This is a genomic window from Sphaerisporangium rhizosphaerae (assembly GCF_042665155.1).
Taxonomy (GTDB): Bacteria; Actinomycetota; Actinomycetes; order Streptosporangiales; family Streptosporangiaceae; genus Sphaerisporangium; species Sphaerisporangium rhizosphaerae.
Map to the genome: position 1 here is coordinate 60,967 of NZ_JBHTCG010000024.1, position 17,884 is coordinate 78,850.

The 17,884-nt window shown below is 71.9% G+C and carries 17 protein-coding genes; 7 read left to right on the top strand and 10 right to left on the bottom strand.

The features are described from left to right. The first annotated feature begins 164 nt into the window (after positions 1–164). From ACFQSB_RS28345 to ACFQSB_RS28355, 3 genes are all read left to right on the top strand, one after another. Positions 165–1,241: a CapA family protein gene (locus ACFQSB_RS28345; protein ID WP_380830002.1), complete on the top strand. Its 1,077-nt coding sequence runs from the start codon at positions 165–167 to the stop codon at positions 1,239–1,241. A gap of 69 nt (positions 1,242–1,310) precedes the next feature. After that, a complete protein-coding gene (locus tag ACFQSB_RS28350; protein WP_354837725.1) occupies positions 1,311–2,192 on the top strand; it encodes an SDR family NAD(P)-dependent oxidoreductase in 882 nt (293 codons plus the stop codon). 31 nt (positions 2,193–2,223) lie between these two features. Continuing rightward, a complete protein-coding gene (locus tag ACFQSB_RS28355; protein WP_380829955.1) occupies positions 2,224–2,913 on the top strand; it encodes a TetR family transcriptional regulator in 690 nt (229 codons plus the stop codon). Here ACFQSB_RS28355 and ACFQSB_RS28360 read toward each other — a convergent pair. After that, positions 2,910–3,182, bottom strand: a complete 273-nt coding sequence (locus ACFQSB_RS28360; protein ID WP_380829956.1) for a hypothetical protein — start codon at positions 3,180–3,182, stop codon at positions 2,910–2,912. The genes ACFQSB_RS28355 and ACFQSB_RS28360 overlap by 4 nt on opposite strands. Positions 3,183–3,341: 159 nt before the next feature. Here ACFQSB_RS28360 and ACFQSB_RS28365 point away from each other — a divergent pair, with 159 nt between their 5' ends. Continuing rightward, positions 3,342–3,881: a tetratricopeptide repeat protein gene (locus tag ACFQSB_RS28365; protein ID WP_354837731.1), complete on the top strand. Its 540-nt coding sequence runs from the start codon at positions 3,342–3,344 to the stop codon at positions 3,879–3,881. A gap of 200 nt (positions 3,882–4,081) precedes the next feature. Here ACFQSB_RS28365 and ACFQSB_RS28370 read toward each other — a convergent pair whose 3' ends face one another. The 8 genes from ACFQSB_RS28370 to ACFQSB_RS28405 all read right to left on the bottom strand — a co-directional run bounded on the left by ACFQSB_RS28370 (position 4,082) and on the right by ACFQSB_RS28405 (position 14,065). Further along, positions 4,082–4,681 (bottom strand): hypothetical protein, encoded by a 600-nt coding sequence (locus ACFQSB_RS28370; RefSeq protein WP_380829957.1) that lies wholly within the window; start codon positions 4,679–4,681, stop codon positions 4,082–4,084. 98 nt (positions 4,682–4,779) lie between these two features. Further along, positions 4,780–7,359 carry an ATP-dependent chaperone ClpB gene (gene clpB, locus ACFQSB_RS28375; protein ID WP_380829958.1) on the bottom strand — a complete coding sequence of 860 codons (2,580 nt, stop codon included), beginning with the start codon at positions 7,357–7,359 and terminating at the stop codon, positions 4,780–4,782. 212 nt (positions 7,360–7,571) lie between these two features. After that, entirely contained in the window at positions 7,572–7,919 is a 348-nt protein-coding gene (locus tag ACFQSB_RS28380; RefSeq protein ID WP_354837737.1) for a heat shock protein transcriptional repressor HspR, read from the bottom strand. 21 nt (positions 7,920–7,940) lie between these two features. Beyond that, positions 7,941–9,122, bottom strand: a complete 1,182-nt coding sequence (gene dnaJ / locus ACFQSB_RS28385; RefSeq protein ID WP_354837739.1) for a molecular chaperone DnaJ — start codon at positions 9,120–9,122, stop codon at positions 7,941–7,943. 35 nt (positions 9,123–9,157) lie between these two features. Further along, on the bottom strand, positions 9,158–9,808 hold the full coding sequence (grpE, locus tag ACFQSB_RS28390; protein ID WP_380829959.1) for a nucleotide exchange factor GrpE: 651 nt from the start codon (positions 9,806–9,808) through the stop codon (positions 9,158–9,160). After that, positions 9,805–11,682 (bottom strand): molecular chaperone DnaK, encoded by a 1,878-nt coding sequence (dnaK, locus tag ACFQSB_RS28395; protein ID WP_354837743.1) that lies wholly within the window; start codon positions 11,680–11,682, stop codon positions 9,805–9,807. The genes grpE and dnaK overlap by 4 nt, the downstream gene beginning before the upstream one ends. Before the next feature lie 199 nt (positions 11,683–11,881). Further along, the gene (locus ACFQSB_RS28400; RefSeq protein ID WP_380829960.1) at positions 11,882–12,343 is read right to left on the bottom strand and encodes a hypothetical protein; all 462 of its coding nucleotides are present in this window, start codon (positions 12,341–12,343) and stop codon (positions 11,882–11,884) included. A 153-nt stretch (positions 12,344–12,496) separates the two neighbouring features. After that, entirely contained in the window at positions 12,497–14,065 is a 1,569-nt protein-coding gene (locus ACFQSB_RS28405; RefSeq protein WP_354837747.1) for an alpha/beta hydrolase, read from the bottom strand. Between the two features lie 219 nt (positions 14,066–14,284). Here ACFQSB_RS28405 and ACFQSB_RS28410 point away from each other — a divergent pair, with 219 nt between their 5' ends. Together ACFQSB_RS28410 and proC are read left to right on the top strand one after the other, a co-directional pair. Then, on the top strand, positions 14,285–15,211 hold the full coding sequence (locus ACFQSB_RS28410; protein ID WP_380829961.1) for a proline dehydrogenase family protein: 927 nt from the start codon (positions 14,285–14,287) through the stop codon (positions 15,209–15,211). A gap of 40 nt (positions 15,212–15,251) precedes the next feature. Then, a complete protein-coding gene (gene proC / locus ACFQSB_RS28415; protein WP_354837751.1) occupies positions 15,252–16,046 on the top strand; it encodes a pyrroline-5-carboxylate reductase in 795 nt (264 codons plus the stop codon). Positions 16,047–16,196: 150 nt separating this feature from the next. Here the strand turns inward: proC and ACFQSB_RS28420 are convergent, their stop codons facing one another. Continuing rightward, positions 16,197–16,418: an EF-hand domain-containing protein gene (locus ACFQSB_RS28420; protein WP_354923147.1), complete on the bottom strand. Its 222-nt coding sequence runs from the start codon at positions 16,416–16,418 to the stop codon at positions 16,197–16,199. Positions 16,419–16,607: 189 nt separating this feature from the next. Here ACFQSB_RS28420 and ACFQSB_RS28425 point away from each other — a divergent pair, with 189 nt between their 5' ends. Further along, positions 16,608–17,837 (top strand): MFS transporter, encoded by a 1,230-nt coding sequence (locus ACFQSB_RS28425; protein WP_380829962.1) that lies wholly within the window; start codon positions 16,608–16,610, stop codon positions 17,835–17,837. The last annotated feature ends 47 nt before the right edge of the window (positions 17,838–17,884 follow it).

Below are 17,884 nucleotides of genomic sequence, written 5' to 3' on the forward strand. Positions count from 1 at the left end.
ACTAAGGCGATTTTCGATCGGCCACCCGGGGGGCGGTGTCCAGATCTGGGCGGAGGTGGCATGCTCTTGGAACGATGAGAACCGAGCCCATACACGGCACCCTGTCCGGTTTGCCAGAGATCTCCCCGCGGCGGGCGCGTGTCCGCCGTGCCGCCGCGCTGACCATGGCCGTGGCGATCGCGGCGGTGCCGGTCATGGCATGCTCGGCCGCCGAGTCGTCCTCACCGCCGTCCAAGAGCACGGACGGCGCCTCATCCGCGCCCGGCGAAGCGACGGGCGACGCCACCGGGAAGCCGCAGGCCGGCGCCCGTCGGCGGCCGTTCACCATCTCCTTCGGCGGCGACGTCCACTTCGAGGGCATGCTCCGCAACCGCCTGGCCGACCCCGGCACCGCCCTCGGCCCCATCGCGTCGGTCCTGCGCCGCGCCGACCTGGCGATGGTCAACCTGGAGACCGCCATCACCCAGGGCGGCACCCCGGCGCCGGGCAAGCAGTACACCTTCCGGGCCCCCGCGACGGCGCTCACCGCGCTCAAGGCCGCGGGCGTCGACGTGGCGTCCATGGCCAACAACCACGGCATGGACTACATGGAGGGCGGGCTGCGCGACTCCCTGGCCGCCATCCGCCGCGCCCGCTTCCCGATCGTCGGCATCGGCAAGAACGCCGCCGAGGCCTACCGGCCGTTCCGCAAGGTCGTGAACGGCAACCGGGTGGCGATCATCGGCGCGACCCAGGTGCTCGACAGCCAGTTCGTCCAGGCGTGGACGGCGACCCCCACCAAGGGCGGCCTGGCCTCGGCCAAGGACGAGGCCAGGCTCATCCAGGCCGTCCGGCAGGCGCGCCGCACATCCGACACCGTCATCGTGCACCTGCACTGGGGGACCGAGCTGCAGAAGTGCCCGAACCAGGCGCAGCTCGCGCTGGCCCCCAAGCTGATCGCCGCCGGCGCCGACGTCATCGTGGGCGGCCACGCGCACATCCTGCTCGGCAGCGGCTACATGCAGGGACGTTACGTCAACTACGGGATGGGCAACTTCGTCTTCTACAACTCCGGCCCGCAGACGGGAACGACCGGGGTGCTGACCCTCACCATCAACGGGCGCAAGGTGCTCAAGGACGGGTGGACGCCGGCGCGGATCAGCGGGGGCGTCCCCGTCCCGCTGACCGGGGCCGCGCGCACCCAGGCCGTCGCCGGATGGAAGTCCCTGCGAGGGTGCGCGGGGCTGGGCGCCACGCCGTGATCCGCCGCGCCGCCCCCGGCCGATCTATATTCGGATGGACGGTCCGATGACGGTGCAGGGGGTGGGCGTATGCGGTTCCCCATCGGGACGCGACCGGCGGCCGTGCGCGAGCTGCGGCGCGCCCGGGCCGAGGGACGCGGGGCCTTCGACGGCCGGCTCGTGGTCGTGACCGGCGCCGGGAGCGGCATCGGCCGGGCCACCGCCCGCGCCTTCGCCGCCCACGGGGCGCAGGTCGTCTGCGCGGACATCGACCTCGCGGCCGTCCGCCGCACGGCGCTGGAGATCGGCCCGCCCGCCCACCCCTGGCGGGTGGACGTCGCCAGCGGCGAGGACATGGAGCGTTTCGCCTCGGCCGTGCGGGAGGAGCACGGCACGCCGGACATCGTGGTGAACAACGCGGGCATCGCCGTCGCCGGGTCCTTCCTGGACCACGAGGTGGCCGACTGGCGGCGCACCATCGACGTCAACCTGTGGGGCGTGGTCCACGGGTGCCGGCTGTTCGGCCGTCAGATGGTCGAGCGCGGACGCGGCGGCCACATCGTCAACGTCGCCTCGCTCGCCGCCTTCGCCCCCTCGCGCCTGCTGCCCGCCTACTCGACCTCCAAGGCGGCGGTGAAGATGCTGAGCGACTGCCTGCGCGCCGAGCTGGCCGGGAGGGGCATCGGCGTGAGCGTGATCTGCCCGGGGTTCACCTCCACGGCGATCGCCGCCAACGCGACCTACCGCGGCGGAGACCGCGCGTTCAGCGAACGGGCGCTGCTGCGGCGCGGCTACCCGCCGGAGCGGGTGGCGGCCCACATCCTGCGCGCCGTCCACCGCAACACGGCCGTGGTCCCGGTGAACGCCGAAGGCAAGATCGGTTATGCCATGTCGCGCATCTCCCCGGGCTTGATGCGGGGAATCGCCCGCCTTATGAATTCCGATTTGGGACGTCTGGCCGGGAAGGACTGACCGCGGCCCCTGAAAGGGGCAAGATGAAACGGTGTCAGCCCCGCCCAGCGACCGCTGCTCCCACGACGACCAGGCGCCGCTGCGCCGAAGACCCTCCCAGCGCCGCAGCGCGCGACGCGTCGAGCGCATGCTCGACGCCTGCGCCGAGTTGCTCGACGAGATCGGCTACGAGGCGCTGTCCACCACCCGCATCGCCGACCGGGCCGATGTGGCCATCGGTTCGATCTACCAGTTCTTCCCCGACAAGCGGGCGATCACCCAGGCGCTGACCCAGCGCAATGTGGAGCTCTTCATCGCCCGGGTCGGCCGGCGCTTCATGACCGAGGACTACACCGGCTGGTGGCACGCGGTGGACGCCATCATCGACGAGTACGTCGACATGAACAGGACCGTTCCTGGCTTCCGCTCCCTGCGCTTCGGCGACGCGGTGGACCTCAACCTTCTCGACTCGGTGTCGGAGAACAACACCGTGATCGCCGGCCGGCTGCGGGGCCTGCTGCTCGCGGAGTTCGGCATGGCCGACAGCGAGGAGCTCGACCTGTGGCTGACCGTCGCGGTGGAGTCGGTGGGCGCGGTCCTCGCGCTGGCCTTCCGCCGCGACCCCGACGGCTGGCCCCCGCTCGTCGAGGAGGCCAAGCGGCTGATCCGCGGCTACCTGTCCACCCAGTTGCGCGCGCACGGCGACGTCCCGGCCGGCCACGAGGGCTCGGCCGCCCGCTAACGGGCCACCGTGCCGGTCCGGCCGGGGGAGGCGGGGGCGCGCGAGGAGGACGTGGCGCCCGCGTCGCCGCTCTCGGCGTCGCACGGCGAGGAGAGCCTGCGGATCAGGTTGCGGGCGGCCTGCACCTCGGCGCGCGTGCGCACCAGTTCCTGGCGTTGCTGGTCGGCGGTCTCGAGGCGGGCGGTGGCGTACCCGAGGGTTCCGGGGACGACGGCGGCGCACAGGGCCGCGCAGGCGAGCGCGAAGGTGGTCTGCCAGGACGGGTCCATCGCAGCTCCTTCGAAAGAGCGGGTGACGTTCCAGGCGTGGCGAATATGCCCTCTCGCTCGCATGACACACGCACAGTAGTCAAACATGCGCAAATCAGGACGTAAGTAATGCCTGCCGTTGTCCACGCACGGTCGAGCGGCGCTCGGTAATCTCGTCTTGTGGCACATGTGACGCGTGAGCAGCTTGATCGACTTCTCGAGCAGGCACTCCTCGACGACGATCACGGGGCTCTGGCGGGGAGGCTCGACGATCTGGCGCGCGGATACGCGTCGGGAGAGGTGTCCCGTGCCGCGATCCTCGTGCTCGCCGCCGAGGAGTGGCGGCAGGCCGGCCAGCCGGCCAGGGCGCTCGAATGCTTCCAGCGGGCGCTGGACGACGGCGGCGAGGTGGGCGTCGACCCCAGGGCCGGCATCGCCGACACCCTGTTCGAGCTCGACCGTCCCGACGAGGCCCGCGAGCTGGTCGACTCCATCAAGGCCGGCGGGCAGGTCGACCCGAGCACCGCGCTCAACGTCGCCGAGACCCTGCTGGCCTACGGCGACCCGCGCGCCGCCCACGAGTGGGCGACCGACGGCATCCTGGCCGGTGAGGGCCCTGCGGGCATCCGCGACGCGCTCCTTCGCACCCGCTATCGCATCCGCGTCGATCTCGGCCTGCCCGAGGACGACCTCGACGCCCTGCTCGACGTCTCCCGCTGACCGTCTCCGCCTGAGCGTCCCTCCGCTGACCGTCCCCGCTGACCGTCTCCGGCCAGGCCGCGGCGTGAAGGCCGCGCGGGCCGTGACTCCCAGGCGCCACGGCCCGCGCGGTGCGGGCAGATCCCTCAGGTACGGCTCGCCGGTGAGCGCGCCGCCCGCCGCACGGGGGCGTCTTCGGGCGGCGCGAGCCGGCGTCCGGGTCAGCCGGCGCGCGGCTCGTCGATCGTCGTGTCGACGGTGAGCGTCCTGCCGAGCTCGACGTCCAGCCCGTGCGAGCTGTGCGCGGACACCCGGGCGGGAAGGAGCGCCGGCTCGACGGGCATGAGCGGCTCAGGGGCGGTGGGCTCGTCGGAGGCGTACCCGCCGCGGCGCATGGGCAGGTCGCCCGGCCGCGGCAGCCCCGGAACCGACGCCGCCCACCCGCGGATGGCCCGGTACACCAGCGCGCTCCTGCCGAAGGGGGACCAGCCGGTGGCGCGGGCGATCGCGGGCAGGTCGTGCAGGCCGATCACCGCGGCGGTGCGGGACGGCAGGCCCCGGCTGCGGCCGATGTGCTCGAAGCCGATGATCAGGTCGTCCCTGTCGTGCCGGGCGGCGAGGGAGGAGACGGCCGCCTGCGGCACGGCCACGGCGTCCACGGCCTCGCAGGCTGCGGACGTGGCGCCCTGCGAGCGCAGGACGGCCACGGCGCTCTCCTCGCAGGACGTGGCGGCCGAGGCGCTGCCCGTCCCCAGCAGGCCCGCGCCCGCCGCGACCGCGGCCACCGCGAGGATCCCCCGGATACTGATCGAACTGAGCATGAAGACTCCCTGACTACCTTTTCGTGCTTGGACGAGCACTTAACGTAGCCAGGGAGTCCCCCGCCGGGCGGGTCGTTGACCCGATGCTGGTGGATTCCTTACCGAGACGCCCGCACGGTCAGGGTGTCGCCGGCGGCGTCCAGATCGACGATCACCTCGTCCCCGTCGTGGATCTCGCCGGACAGCAGGCTCTTGGCCAGCTTGTCGCCGATCGCCGACTGGACCAGCCGCCGCAGCGGCCGGGCGCCGTACAGCGGGTCGTACCCGGTGAGCGCCAGCCAGTCGCGGGCGGCCGGGGTGACGGTCAGCGTCAGCAGGCGGTCCGACAGGCGGCGCGCCAGCCGGGCGACCTGCAGGTCGACGATCTGCGACAGCTCCTCCGAGCCGAGCGCGTCGAACAGGATCACATCGTCCAGCCGGTTGAGGAACTCCGGCTTGAACGAGCCCCGCACCGCCGCCATGACCTTGTCGCGCTTGGCCTCGGCTTCGAGCGCCGGGTCGACCAGGTACTGCGAGCCGATGTTGGAGGTCAGGATCAGGATCGTGTTGCGGAAGTCGACCGTGCGTCCCTGGCCGTCGGTCAGCCGCCCGTCGTCGAGCACCTGGAGCAGGATGTCGAAGACCTCGGGGTGGGCCTTCTCGATCTCGTCCAGCAGCACCACCGTGTACGGCCGCCGCCGCACGGCCTCGGTGAGCTGGCCGCCCTCCTCGTAGCCGACGTACCCGGGCGGGGCGCCGACCAGGCGGGCGACGCTGTGCTTCTCGCCGTACTCGCTCATGTCGATGCGGGTCATGGCGCGCTCGTCGTCGAACAGGAACTCCGCCAGCGCCTTGGCCAGCTCGGTCTTGCCCACGCCGGTCGGGCCCAGGAACAGGAAAGACCCGGTCGGCCGGTCGGGGTCGGCGACCCCGGCCCGCGCCCGGCGCACGGCGTCCGACACCGCCTGCACGGCCTCACGCTGGCCGACGAGCCTGCGCCCGAGCTCCTCCTCCATGCGCAGCAGCTTGGCGGTCTCGCCCTCCAGCAGGCGCCCGGCGGGGATGCCGGTCCAGGAGGAGATCACCTGCGCGATGTCGTCGGCGCCGACCTCCTCCTTGACCATCGCGTCCTCGGGCTGGGCCAGCGCGCCGGCCTCCTCGACCTCCTTCTCCAGGCGCGGCACGTCGCCGTACATCAGCCGGGAGGCCGCCTCGAAGTCGCCGTCGCGCTGGGCGCGCTCGGCGGCCGAGCGGGCCTCGTCGAGCTGCTTCTTCAGCTCGCCGACCCGGTTGAGCCCGGCCTTCTCCTTCTGCCAGCGCACGACCAGGGCGTCGAGCTCCTCCTGGCGGTCGCCGAGCTCCTTGTGCAGCTTGTCCAGGCGCTGGGCGCTCGCCTCGTCGGTCTCCTTGGCGAGGGCCAGCTCCTCCATCTTCAGCCGGTCGACGGCGCGCTGAAGCTCGTCGATCTCCACCGGGCGCGAGTCGATCTCCATGCGCAGGCGGCTGGCGGCCTCGTCGACCAGGTCGATCGCCTTGTCGGGCAGGAAGCGGGCGGTGATGTAGCGGTCGGAGAGCGTGGCCGCGGCCACCAGGGCGCCGTCGGAGATCTGCACCTTGTGGTGGGCCTCGTAGCGGCCCTTGAGCCCGCGCAGGATCGCGATGGTGTCCTCGACCGACGGCTCGCCGACGAAGATCTGCTGGAAACGGCGCTCCAGCGCCGGGTCCTTCTCGATGCGCTCGCGGTACTCGTCCAGGGTGGTCGCGCCGATCATGCGCAGCTCGCCCCTGGCCAGCATGGGCTTGAGCATGTTGCCGGCGTCCATCGCGCCCTCGGCCGCGCCCGCGCCGACCATCGTGTGCAGCTCGTCGATGAAGGTGACGACCTGGCCGTCGCTCTCCTTGATCTCGGTGAGGACGGCCTTGAGCCGCTCCTCGAACTCGCCGCGGAACTTGGCGCCCGCCACCATCGCGCCGAGGTCCAGGGACACCAGGCGCTTGCCGCGCAGGCTCTCGGGGACGTCTCCGGCGACGATGCGCTGCGCCAGCCCGTCCACGACGGCGGTCTTGCCGACGCCGGGCTCGCCGATGAGCACCGGGTTGTTCTTGGTGCGGCGGCTGAGCACCTGCACGACGCGGCGGATCTCGTTGTCCCGGCCGATCACCGGGTCGAGCTTGCCCGCGCGGGCCAGCTCGGTGAGGTCGACGCCGTACTTCTCCAGCGCGCGGTAGGTGTCCTCGGGGCTCTCGCTGGTGACCCGGGCGTGCCCGCGGACCTTCTCGAAGGCCTCCAGCAGGGCGTTCGGCGTGGCGCCCTGCGCCTTGAGCAGCTCGGCGACGCGCCCGCCGTCGGCGGCCAGGCCGACCAGCAGGTGCTCGGTCGACACGTACTCGTCCTCGAGCTGCTTGGCACGGGCCGCGGCCGTGTTCAGCGCCACCAGGAGCTGGCGGGAGGACGACGGCGCGCTCACCGTCGAGCCCTGGGCCTTCGGGATCTGCTCCAGCTGCCGCTCGGCCTCGGTGCGCAGCCGCTTCCAGTCGGCCCCGACGGCCTCCAGCAGGTGGACGGCCGTGCCGTCGGTCTGGGAGAGCAGGGCGGTGAACAGATGGGCCGGAGCGACCTCCGGGTGGCCTTCGGCGGCGGCCCGCCGGACGGCGGCCGACAGGGCGTCCTGGCTCTTACGCGTGAGCTTGTAGTCCATGCCTACCTTGCCTTTCTCGCATGGCGGATCGCCCGGCGCTCGCCGGCCGCGGCGGTGCTGCCTCGCTCCGCGCGGTGCTGCGTCGCTCCGCTATAGGTGCGCCACCGTCCAGGGCGCCGATGTGGCGCGGTGCCCGTGGGGTGGAGGAGATGTCGTCGCGCGGCCCGGGAGGGTGCTCTCACCGGGACCGCCGCGGCCGTGCGCTCTCCCGCTCACGCGGGAGGAAGCTGGTACTGGATCAGGGCGCGGATCATCGCCATCTCGCTCCTGAGACGGCCGAGCTCCTCGCGCATGCGGAGGTTCTCGGTCTCCAGGGCGAGGATGCGCTTGATGCCCGCGAGGTTGATGCCCTCCTCCTGGGACAGCCGCTGCACCTCGCGGAGCATCACGATGTCCCGGGTGGAGTACAGGCGGCCCCGCCCCGCCGTCCGGCCGGGACTGACCAGGCCGAGACGGTCGTACTGCCGGAGCGTCTGCGGGTGCAGCCCGGAAAGCTGAGCGGCCACCGAGATGACGTACACCGGAGTGTCGTCGGACAGGTCGAAGTAGTTGGCGTCCATCGGCGTCGCCTCCTTTCGGGGCTACTCGGTTCTCGCCTGTCTGAGCAGCTCGGCGCGGGGGTCCACGCCGTCGGAGACCGCGCGGAACTCCTCCAGCGCGTTTCTCTCCTTGTCGTCGAGGCGCTGGGGCACCACCACCTCGACAGTGGCCAGCAGATCACCCTTGGTGCCGTCCTTGCGGGTGACACCCCGGCCGCGCACGCGGAACGTGCGGCCGTTCGGGGTGCCCTCGGGGATGCGCAGGGTCACCGGCATGCCCTGGAGCACCGGCACCTTGATCTCGGCGCCGAGCGCCGCCTCGGCGAACGTCACCGGGACGGTGATGGTCAGGTTGTCGCCCGACCGGCCGAAGATGGCGTGCGGTTTCACGTGAATCTGGACGTAAAGATCGCCGGCCGGGCCGCCGTTCTCGCCGGGCGCGCCCTTGCCCTTGAGGCGGATGCGCTGGCCGTCGGCCACCCCGGCGGGGATGCGCGCCTGGAGGGTGCGGGTGCTCTTGCCGCGGCCGCTGCCCTCGCACACGGGGCAGGGGTCGTCGACCAGCAGGCCGCGGCCCTTGCAGTCGCGGCACGGCTCGGAGAAGGCGAAGTTGCCGAGGTTGCGGCTGGCGGCGCCGGTGCCCTCACAGGTCGGGCAGACCCGCGGGGTCGTGCCGGCCTTGGCGCCGGTGCCGGTGCAGGCCGGGCACGCCGAGGAGCTGGTGAGCCGCAGGGCCACCGTGGTGCCGTCCACCGACTCCATGAACGACAGGGTGACCTCGGACTCGATGTCCTGCCCGCGGCGGGGACGGCTCGTGGTGGTGGTGGAGGTGCGCCCGCCACGGTTGAACAGACCGCCGAACAGGTCGCCGATGCGCTCACCCGTGCCGCCGCCCTGCGCCGTGCCTCCGAAGAGGTCGCCGAACTCGAACGGGAACCCGCCGCCGCCGCGGGGGGCGCCGCCCCCCGCGTATCCGCCGAGACCGGACCCGAACAGCGTGCGCGCCTCGTCGTACTCCTTGCGGCGCTTGCTGTCGGACAGGACGTCGTAGGCCTCCGAGACCTGCTTGAACTTGGCCTCGGTCTCGGTGTTGCCCTGGTTGGCGTCCGGGTGGTACTTCCTGGCCAGTCTCCGGTACGCCTTCTTGATCTCTTCGGCGGTGGCGGTCTTCGACACACCAAGGACGGCGTAGTAGTCCTTCTCCAGGTAGTCCTTGGTGCTCATCTATCGCTTCCTTCGTGACCCAAAGGGATGATCGCTCAATTGTCCTCGGACTCGGCCGCCGCCGCGCCCGCTCCGTCCGTTTCGGAGGAGGTGCGCTCGGAGGACTCGGGCTCCTCCGGCTCGGCGACGGCCACCCTCGCCGGGCGCAGGACGCGCTCGCCGATGCGGTAGCCGGGCTGGAGGATCTCCACGCAGGTCGGCTCGGTGACCTCGGCCGAGTAGCTGTGCAGGAGCGCCTCGTGCACGGTCGGGTCGAACGGGTCGCCCTTGACGCCGTAGGTCGAGAGCCCGAGCTTGCCGACGGCGCTCTCGAGCGCCTCGCTCACCTTGGCGAAGCCGCCGGTGAGCTCGCCGTGGTCGCGGGCCCTGCCGATGTCGTCGAGCACGGGCAGCATCTCGGTGAGCACGCTGGCCACCGCCTGCTCGCGGACCGTCACCCGGTCGCGCTCGACGCGCTTGCGGTAGTTGGAGTACTCGGCCTGGAGCCGCTGGAGGTCGGCCGTGCGCTCGGCGAGCTGCGCGGCCGCGCCCGCGTCCTGCGGGGCCGCCGCCTCGGGCGAGGCGGGGGAGGGCGTGTCGGCCGCCTTCCCCGCCCCCTGGCGCACCTCCCCCGTCTCGGGGTCGATGCGCCGGTTGTCGCGGATCACCAGGCCTTCGTGCTCGCTCCCAGAGTTCGGGGACGTCACGCGGCACCGCCCTCCCGCTTCGGCTCGTCGTCGACGATCTCGGCCTCGACGACGTCGTCGTCGGCCTTGGCGCCGCCGTCGGCGGCACCGGTGGCGCCGGCCCCGGGGGCCCCGCCCTCGGCGCCCTGCGACTGGGCGTAGATCGCCGACCCCATCTTCTGGCTGACGGTGGCGAGCTTCTCTGCGGCGGCGCGGATGGCGGCGGAGTCGCTGCCCTCCAGCGTCTTCTTCAGTTCGCTCAGCGCCTCCTCGACCTCGGTCTTGACCTCGGCCGGGACCTTCTCGTCGTTCTCGCGCAGGAACTTCTCGGTCTGGTAGGCCAGGCCGTCGGCGTTGTTGCGCGTCTCGGCGTCCTCGCGGCGCTTCTTGTCCTCCTCGGCGTAGGACTCGGCCTCGCGCATCATGCGCTCGATGTCGTCCTTCGGCAGCGCCGAGCCGCCGGTGATCGTCATCGACTGCTCCTTGCCGGTGCCGAGGTCCTTGGCGGAGACGTTGACGATGCCGTTGGCGTCGATGTCGAAGGTGACCTCGATCTGCGGGATGCCGCGCGGCGCCGGGGCGATGCCGGTCAGCTCGAAGGTGGCCAGCTTCTTGTTGTAGGCCGCGATCTCGCGCTCACCCTGGAAGACCTGGATCTGCACCGACGGCTGGTTGTCCTCGGCCGTGGTGAAGACCTCCGACCGCTTGGTCGGGATCGTGGTGTTCCGCTCGATGATCTTGGTGAAGATGCCGCCCTTGGTCTCGATGCCCAGGCTCAGCGGGGTCACGTCCAGCAGCAGGACGTCCTTGACCTCGCCCTTGAGCACGCCGGCCTGGAGGGCGGCGCCGATGGCGACGACCTCGTCGGGGTTGACGCCCTTGTTGGGCTCCTTGCCGCCGGTGAGCTCCTTGACCAGGTCGCTGACGGCGGGCATGCGGGTGGAGCCGCCGACGAGCACCACGTGGGCGATGTCGGAGACCTTGATGCCGGCGTCCTTGATGACCTGGTGGAACGGGCCCTTGCAGCGCTCGAGGAGGTCGGCGGTGATGCGCTGGAACTCCGAGCGGGTGAGCTTCTCCTCCAGGTGGAGGGGGCCCTCGGCCGAGGCGGTGATGTAGGGCAGGTTGATCGAGGTCTCGGTCTGCGACGACAGCTCGATCTTGGCCTTCTCGGCGGCCTCGCGCAGGCGCTGGAGCGCCATCTTGTCCTTGGACAGGTCGACGCCGTGGGCGTTCTTGAAGCGGGTCACCAACTCGTCGACGACGCGCTGGTCCCAGTCGTCGCCGCCCAGGTGGTTGTCACCGCTGGTCGCCTTGACCTCGACGAAGCCGTGGCCGTCCTCCTGGCCGACGTCGAGCAGGGACACGTCGAAGGTGCCGCCGCCGAGGTCGAAGACCAGGATGGTCTGGTCCTTGTCCTTGTCGAGCCCGTACGCCAGAGCGGCGGAGGTGGGCTCGTTGATGATGCGCAGGACGTTGAGGCCCGCGATCGTGCCGGCCTCCTTGGTGGCCTGCCGCTGCGAGTCGTTGAAGTACGCGGGAACGGTGATCACCGCGTCGGTGATCTTCTCGCCGAGGTAGGCCTCGGCGTCGGTCTTGAGCTTCTGCAGGACGAAGGCGCTGATCTGCTGCGGGGAGAACTTCTTGCCGTCGATCTCGACGGACCAGTCGGAGCCCATCTCACGCTTGACCGAGCGGATGGTCCGGTCGACGTTGGTGACGGCTTGCCGCTTTGCCACCTCGCCGACGAGGACCTCTCCGTTCTTGGCGAAGGCCACGACCGACGGAGTCGTGCGCGAGCCCTGCGCGTTGGCGATGACGGTGGGCTCACCGCCCTCGAGGATCGAGACGACGGAGTTGGTCGTCCCAAGGTCGATACCTACCGCACGTGCCATGAGTACGTCCTTGTAGTCAAAGTTGAGTCCGTATGACTCAATCGTAATCCCGCTCGACCCTTTGTCAAGCGAGTTGAGTCTGCTGGGCTCAACCCTACGCGCCCCCTCACCTATTCCGCGCACACGGGGGCTCAGGAACGCGGACTTCTCGGACACGCTCCGGCCCGTCCCCGCCTTTTCCGGGTCTGCTGGGGAGTGATCAGCCCTTGGCGCCGTCGACGATCTCGCGGTGGCCGAGGGGCTTCTTCAGCTTGACGGTCGTGGATTTCTGGACCGCGATCTCGATGCACGCCGTGTTCTCGGCGCCGCGCGCCTGACCCTCGTACAGGGTGATCGTCACGCGCTTCGCCGTCTCGCGCACGCCGACCCGGTCGAGCACCGAGCAGGGCTCCACGCCCGACCACCAGATCACGGTGAGCCGGCGTCCGTCCCGGGAGGGGCGCACCTTCTCCCAGCGGACCTTGCGCGGGTGCACCGTCGGGCCCTTGGGGCGCGTAGGGGAGGGCCCGGCCGCCGGGGCGGCCGGCGTGGTCACCTGCGCCGTGCCGGCCGGCGCCGACACGGCGTCGTCGGGGGACCCGCTCGCGCCGGTCGTGGGCGCCGGCGCGCCGCCGCACGCCGCCGCCAGGAACAGCCCCGCCGCCGCCAATGTGGTCCTCATCGTCCGCATACCCCTTCGACGTACTGGATCTCCCCGCGGTTCGGGCCGCGCATGCCCCCGTCTCGACGCGCACGTCGAGGCGGGACGCGAAAGGACCCCCGGCCTGGGTGGCCGGGGGTCCTTCCGTTGGGGGGCTTCTGTGGTGCCTGCGGGTCAGCGCTCGCCGGGGGCCCAGTCGTCGTCGGCCGAGGTCGGCGCGGACCGCAGGGTCGTGGCCGCCGCCGGCGGGACCGGGTCGGGGAACGGCGCGCAGTGCGCGTCGGGGCCGGGCAGGCTCGCCGGCAGCGTGCCGTCGGTCAGGTACGCCTTCCAGATGTCGTCGATGCAGGCGTTGCCCCGGCCGGTGAGGCCGTGGTTGCCGCCGCCGTCCATGACGACCAGGCGCGAGGACGGGAAGCGCTTGTGCATCTCGACGCCGCCCTGGTACGGGGTGGCGGCGTCCTTGGTGTCCTGGAAGAACAGGGCGTTCTTGATGGCGCGGCCGTCGATGCGCGCCGGGTGGCCGCCGCGCACGGGCCACGACTGGCACTGCGCGTTGTACCAGGCGTTGCCCCAGGTCAGGAACGGAGCGGTGCGGTAGGACTCCCACCAGTCGCGGTGCCAGGTGCCCCAGTCGCGCGGCCAGCGGGCGTCGCTGCACTCCACGGCCGAGTAGACCGCGAAGCCGTTGTCGTCGCCGCTGCTGTCGCCGTAGGTGCCGTACGCCGCCACCAGCGGGGCGGTGTCACCGGCCACGTACTTGGACAGGGCGTTGGCCAGCAGCGGCCAGCGGCTCTTGAGGTAGCCGCCCGCGAGGTAGGTGTCGTCGAGCTCGTCCGGGCCGACCCTGCCCTCGGCGGGGGTGGCCTTGAGCTTGGCGCGGGTGGCGTAGAACGCCTTCTCCACGTCGGCGCCGTTCGTGCCGAGGTGGTAGGTGGCGTCGTACTTGGCGATCCAGGCGAAGAAGTCCTTGGCGCGGGCCTCGAAGGCGTGGTTCTGGTCGATGTTGGCGTCGTACCAGACCCGCTCGGGGTTGACGATGCTGTCCAGCACCAGGCGGCGCACCTTGGACGGGAACAGGGTGGCGTAGGTGGCGCCCAGGTAGGTGCCGTAGGAGTAGCCGACGTAGCTGATCTGCTTCTGGCCGAGGGCCTTGCGGATCTCGTCCATGTCCTTGGCGGCGTCCACCGTGGTCATGTGCCTCAGCAGCTCGCCGTGGGCGGCGTCACAGGCCTTGGAGTAGCCCTGCATCCGCTTCACCCACGCGGCCTCCTCGGCGAAGGTGGAGGGGATGTAGTCGGGGCGCACCGGGTCGAAGAAGTGCGGGTCGCAGCTCAGCGCCGGCTCGCTGGCGCCGACGCCGCGCGGGTCGAAGCCGATCAGGTCGTACTGCGCGGCCAGGGCGGCGCCGAGGCGGGTCTGCATCACGACGGGGTAAGCCCGGCCGCTGCCGCCGGGACCGCCGGGGTTGAACAGGATCGCGCCCTGGTAGTGGGCGGTGTCGGTCGCCTTCTTGCGGGTGACGGCGATCTTGACGGTCCTGCTCCACGGGCGGGAGTAGTCGAGCGGCACGGCGACCGTGGCGCACTCGATGCCTTCGGGCAGGTCCGCGCACTGTGCCCACTGGGGGGCGGGAGTCGTGTGGTCGGGCGCCTGCTGCGTCCCGGCCGTCGCGGGAGACGCGATCAGCGCTCCGCTCAGACCCAGGCCGGCTGTGGCCAGCGCTATGAGGATCTTCTTCAACGATCTACCCCTTCGACGCCGGCGGCTCCATCGTTGGAACCGACTTATGGCACCTTCGGGTAGATCATGCGTATAAAACGGTTATAAGACGACGGCTGTTTTCAGTTGGTTGTCAAACCGCAACATGCGGTCGCCTCCGGTGATCGGCGCCTGAACCGCCGTAGGGTGGGGAGGTCTTCCCCCATCAGCCGTCCAGTCGTCGTGCCGGGAAGGGTGCCGATGGTTTTGCGCCAGGTTCTGCTTGCTGCCTCGGGCAGCGACCGCGTGGAGAGCGTCGTCAGGAACGCCGGGGTCGTCCGGGCGCTGACAGGCCGCTACGTGGCCGGGGACGGCCCCGAGGACGCCGCCTCGGTGGCGGCGGGGCTGGTCGCCGACGGCCTGCTGGTGACGCTGGACCATCTGGACGGGCGGGCGCGCGACTCCGGACGGGCCGCCCGCGCGGTCGAAGACCGGCTCACCCTGCTCGACGCGCTCGCCCGCCGCGGCGTCGCCAAGGGCGCCGACCTGTCGCTGCGGCTGTCGTCCCTCGGGCTCGGCCTCGACGACGACCTGGCACGCCGCAACGCCTCACGGGTCTGCCAGGCCGCCCTCGACGTGGGCGCCACGGTGACGGTCGAGGCCGAGGAGCCGGCGATGGCGGAGGCCGCGCTGCGCGTCCACGCGGCGCTGTTCGACGAGCACCCCGCCACCGGCGTCACCGTCCTGGCCTCCCTGCGCCGCGCCGAGGAGCACTGCCGCGGGCTCGCCGCCGGCCGCGTCCGGCTTCGCCGGGGTCACGCCGACGGCCCCGTCGCCGTCACCCACCGCGACGCCGCCGCCGTCGACCGCTCGTACGTGCGCTGCCTGAAGGCCCTCATGGCCGGCGAGGGCCGGCCGGTGGTCGCCACCCACGACCGGCGGCTCATCGAGGTCGCCTCGGCGCTCGCCGTGCTGAACGAGCGCGAGGGCGTCGAGTACGAGATGTCCTACGGCGTGCGGCCGGCCGAGCAGGCGCGGCTCGCCGCCCTCGGCACCCGCGTGCGCGTGCGCGTCCCCTACGGCGCCGACTGGTACCCGCACCTGGCCCGCCATCTGGCCCGCCGCCCGGCGAACCTCGCCCTGCTGGCCCGGTCCCTGGGACGGCGGCGACCGCGCGGGAGTCGGTAGGCTTCGAGCGTTCCCCGACTCCTACACGAGGTGCGCTGAGATGATCGCGATTCTCGGAACCGGCAAGATGGGCGAAGCCCTGCTGTCAGGGCTGCTGCGCGCCGGCGTCAAGCGGGACGAGATCGTGGCGACCGCCCGGCGCGAGGAGCGCGCCCAGGCGTTGCGCGAGCGCCACGGCGTGCGGGTCGTGTCCAACAGCGAGGCCGCCAAGATCGGCGAGACGCTGATCCTGGCGGTCAAGCCGCAGGACATGGCGGCCCTGCTCACCGAGATCGCCCCGCACGTCCCGGCCGGCAAGCTCGTGGTCACGGTGGCGGCCGGCATCACGACCTCCTTCGTCGAGTCGCGCCTCGGCGACGAGGTCCCGGTCGTGCGCGTGATGTCCAACACCCCGGTGCTGGTCGACGAGGCCATGAGCGTCATCTCGGCCGGCGCCCACGCCGCCGAGACGCACCTGCGGCACGCCGAGGACCTGCTGTCGCCGGTCGGCAAGGTGCTGCGCATCCCCGAGTCGCAGCAGGACGCCGCGACCGCGCTGTCCGGCAGCGGCCCGGCCTACTTCTTCTACCTGGTCGAGGCCATGGTGGACGCCGGCATCCTGCTCGGCATGCCCCGGGCGGCGGCGCTGGACATGGTCACCCAGTCGATCGTCGGCGCGGCCATCATGCTGCGCGACTCCGGAGAGCACCCGGTGATCCTGCGCGAGGCGGTCACCTCGCCCGGCGGCACCACCATCGCGGCCATCGCCGAACTCGAGCGCCACAGCGTCCGGGCGGCCTTCCTGGCGGCCATCGAGGCCGCCCGCGACCGCAGCCGCCAGCTCGCGGCCGGCTGACCCCGTCGCGGGCGCCGGGCGCCTCGCGCGCCCCGCCGCCCGCGCGGGCCGGTCGTCCCGGGCCGGTCCTTTTCGGTTCGGCCGCTCACACGCCGGCCGCTCACACGCCGGTCGCTCCGGCCCGGTCCTCTCCGGGGAGAGGTTCCCGGGTCAGTCGTTCTCGGGGACCAGCCGGAGGAACTCCTCGAAGGAGATGCGGCCGTCGCCGTCGGCGTCGGCCTCCCGCTCCAGCGCGCCCAGCGCCTCGGCGGGCAGGTGCGGGAAGTGCTGGAGGTACTCGGCGTCGGTGATGAACCCGTCGCCGTCGCTGTCGATGGACGCGAACCGCTCTTTGAGCCGGGCCCACCGGGGGTCCGCGGGTGTCGCCGTCAAGAGATCTGCCTCCGGGGCGAGAAGTTACCTGGTACGGCGAACACCCTAGTTCCGACATTCCGCCAATACGACTATGGACCACCCGCAAACCGTCGTGAGGCCCCATGGCGGGGGGCGGCGTAACCGTTAGGAAAGTTTGCTAATAGAGTGCCCGTGGCCGGTGGAAGGGGCGGCGGGCATGGGGGCACGATGACGGCGGCTGTGGACGGACGGCCCGCCGGGCCCGCGGTGTGGACGCGCGATTTCCGGCTGTTCTTCACCGCGAGGTCGGTCTCGATGCTGGGCACGGCCATGGTGCCGGTCGCGATGGCGCTCGGCGTCCTGCGGGCCGGGTACGGGGCGAGCGGCATCGGCTACACGCTGGCCGCCTCGACGGTGCCGATGGCCGCGCTGGTGCTGTTCGGCGGGGTCTTCGCCGACCGCTTCACCCCGCGCCGCATGATGGTCGGCGCCGACCTCGCGCGCCTTGTGTCCCAGACCGTCACGGCGGTGCTCTTCCTCACCGGCACCCCCGCGTTGTGGCAGCTCATGGCCATCTCGGCGGTCAACGGCATCGCCGCCGCCATGTTCCAGCCGGGACTGGCGAGCCTGGTGCCGCGCATCGCCAGGGACGTCCAGCGCGCGGTGGCCACCCAGCGCACCTCCGAGTCGCTCATGCTCCTCATCGGCCCCTCGGTCGCCGGCCTGCTGGTCGCCTTCGCGGAGGTCGGCGTGGTCTTCCTGATCGACGCCGCCGGCTTCGGCGTCAGCGCGCTCTGCCTGGCCCTGCTGCGGCTGCGCGGGGCTCCCCCCGCGGCCCGGGAGGGGACGGTCTTCGGCAACCTCAAGGAGGGATGGCGGGAGTTCCGCTCCCGCACATGGATGTGGGGGGTGATCCTCGTCTGGGCGGTGATGGGCATCGCGGTCTTCGGGCCGGTGACCCCGCTCGGCGCCCTTCTCGTGAGCCAGGCCTACGACGCCACCGGCTTCGGCTTCGTCACCTCCGCCTACGGCGCCGGCACCATCATGGGCGGCGTCATAGCCATGCGCCTCAAACCCGCCCGGCCGCTGGCCGCCGGCGCGACGGCGCTGTTCCTGCTCGCCCTCCAGCCCCTGTCGATCACGCTCGGTCTCCCGCTGCCGGTGATGGCCGCCTGCCACCTCCTCGCAGGCACGGGGTCGGCCTTCTGGGGCGTCATGTGGATGACCAGCGTCCAGACGCAGGTGGCGCCGGAGGTGCTGAACCGCGTCCACGCCTACGAGGTGGCCGGCTCGGTCATGGCGATCCCGGTCGGCCAGGCCCTCAGCGGGCCGGCGGCCTCGGTGCTCGGCGCGGGCCAGGTGCTCACGATCTCCTCGGTCGTCGCCGCCTGCGGGTGCGTCCTGCTGCTGTCGGTGCCGGCGATCCGGCGCCTGCGCCGCGTCCCCGAAACCGCCTGAGCGGCTCCCGCAGACCCGTCTGAGCGGCTCCCGCAGACCCGCTTGAG

Bases quoted from the DNA above. Each gene is read 5' to 3' on its own strand.
- ACFQSB_RS28345 (WP_380830002.1), top strand. From the start codon at position 165: ATGGCCGTGGCGATCGCGGCGGTGCCGGTCATGGCATGCTCGGCCGCC.
- ACFQSB_RS28350 (WP_354837725.1), top strand. From the start codon at position 1,311: ATGCGGTTCCCCATCGGGACGCGACCGGCGGCCGTGCGCGAGCTGCGG.
- ACFQSB_RS28360 (WP_380829956.1), bottom strand. From the start codon at position 3,182: ATGGACCCGTCCTGGCAGACCACCTTCGCGCTCGCCTGCGCGGCCCTG.
- ACFQSB_RS28370 (WP_380829957.1), bottom strand. From the start codon at position 4,681: ATGCTCAGTTCGATCAGTATCCGGGGGATCCTCGCGGTGGCCGCGGTC.
- clpB (WP_380829958.1), bottom strand. From the start codon at position 7,359: ATGGACTACAAGCTCACGCGTAAGAGCCAGGACGCCCTGTCGGCCGCC.
- ACFQSB_RS28380 (WP_354837737.1), bottom strand. From the start codon at position 7,919: ATGGACGCCAACTACTTCGACCTGTCCGACGACACTCCGGTGTACGTC.
- dnaJ (WP_354837739.1), bottom strand. From the start codon at position 9,122: ATGAGCACCAAGGACTACCTGGAGAAGGACTACTACGCCGTCCTTGGT.
- dnaK (WP_354837743.1), bottom strand. From the start codon at position 11,682: ATGGCACGTGCGGTAGGTATCGACCTTGGGACGACCAACTCCGTCGTC.
- ACFQSB_RS28400 (WP_380829960.1), bottom strand. From the start codon at position 12,343: ATGAGGACCACATTGGCGGCGGCGGGGCTGTTCCTGGCGGCGGCGTGC.
- ACFQSB_RS28410 (WP_380829961.1), top strand. From the start codon at position 14,285: ATGGTTTTGCGCCAGGTTCTGCTTGCTGCCTCGGGCAGCGACCGCGTG.
- proC (WP_354837751.1), top strand. From the start codon at position 15,252: ATGATCGCGATTCTCGGAACCGGCAAGATGGGCGAAGCCCTGCTGTCA.
- ACFQSB_RS28425 (WP_380829962.1), top strand. From the start codon at position 16,608: ATGACGGCGGCTGTGGACGGACGGCCCGCCGGGCCCGCGGTGTGGACG.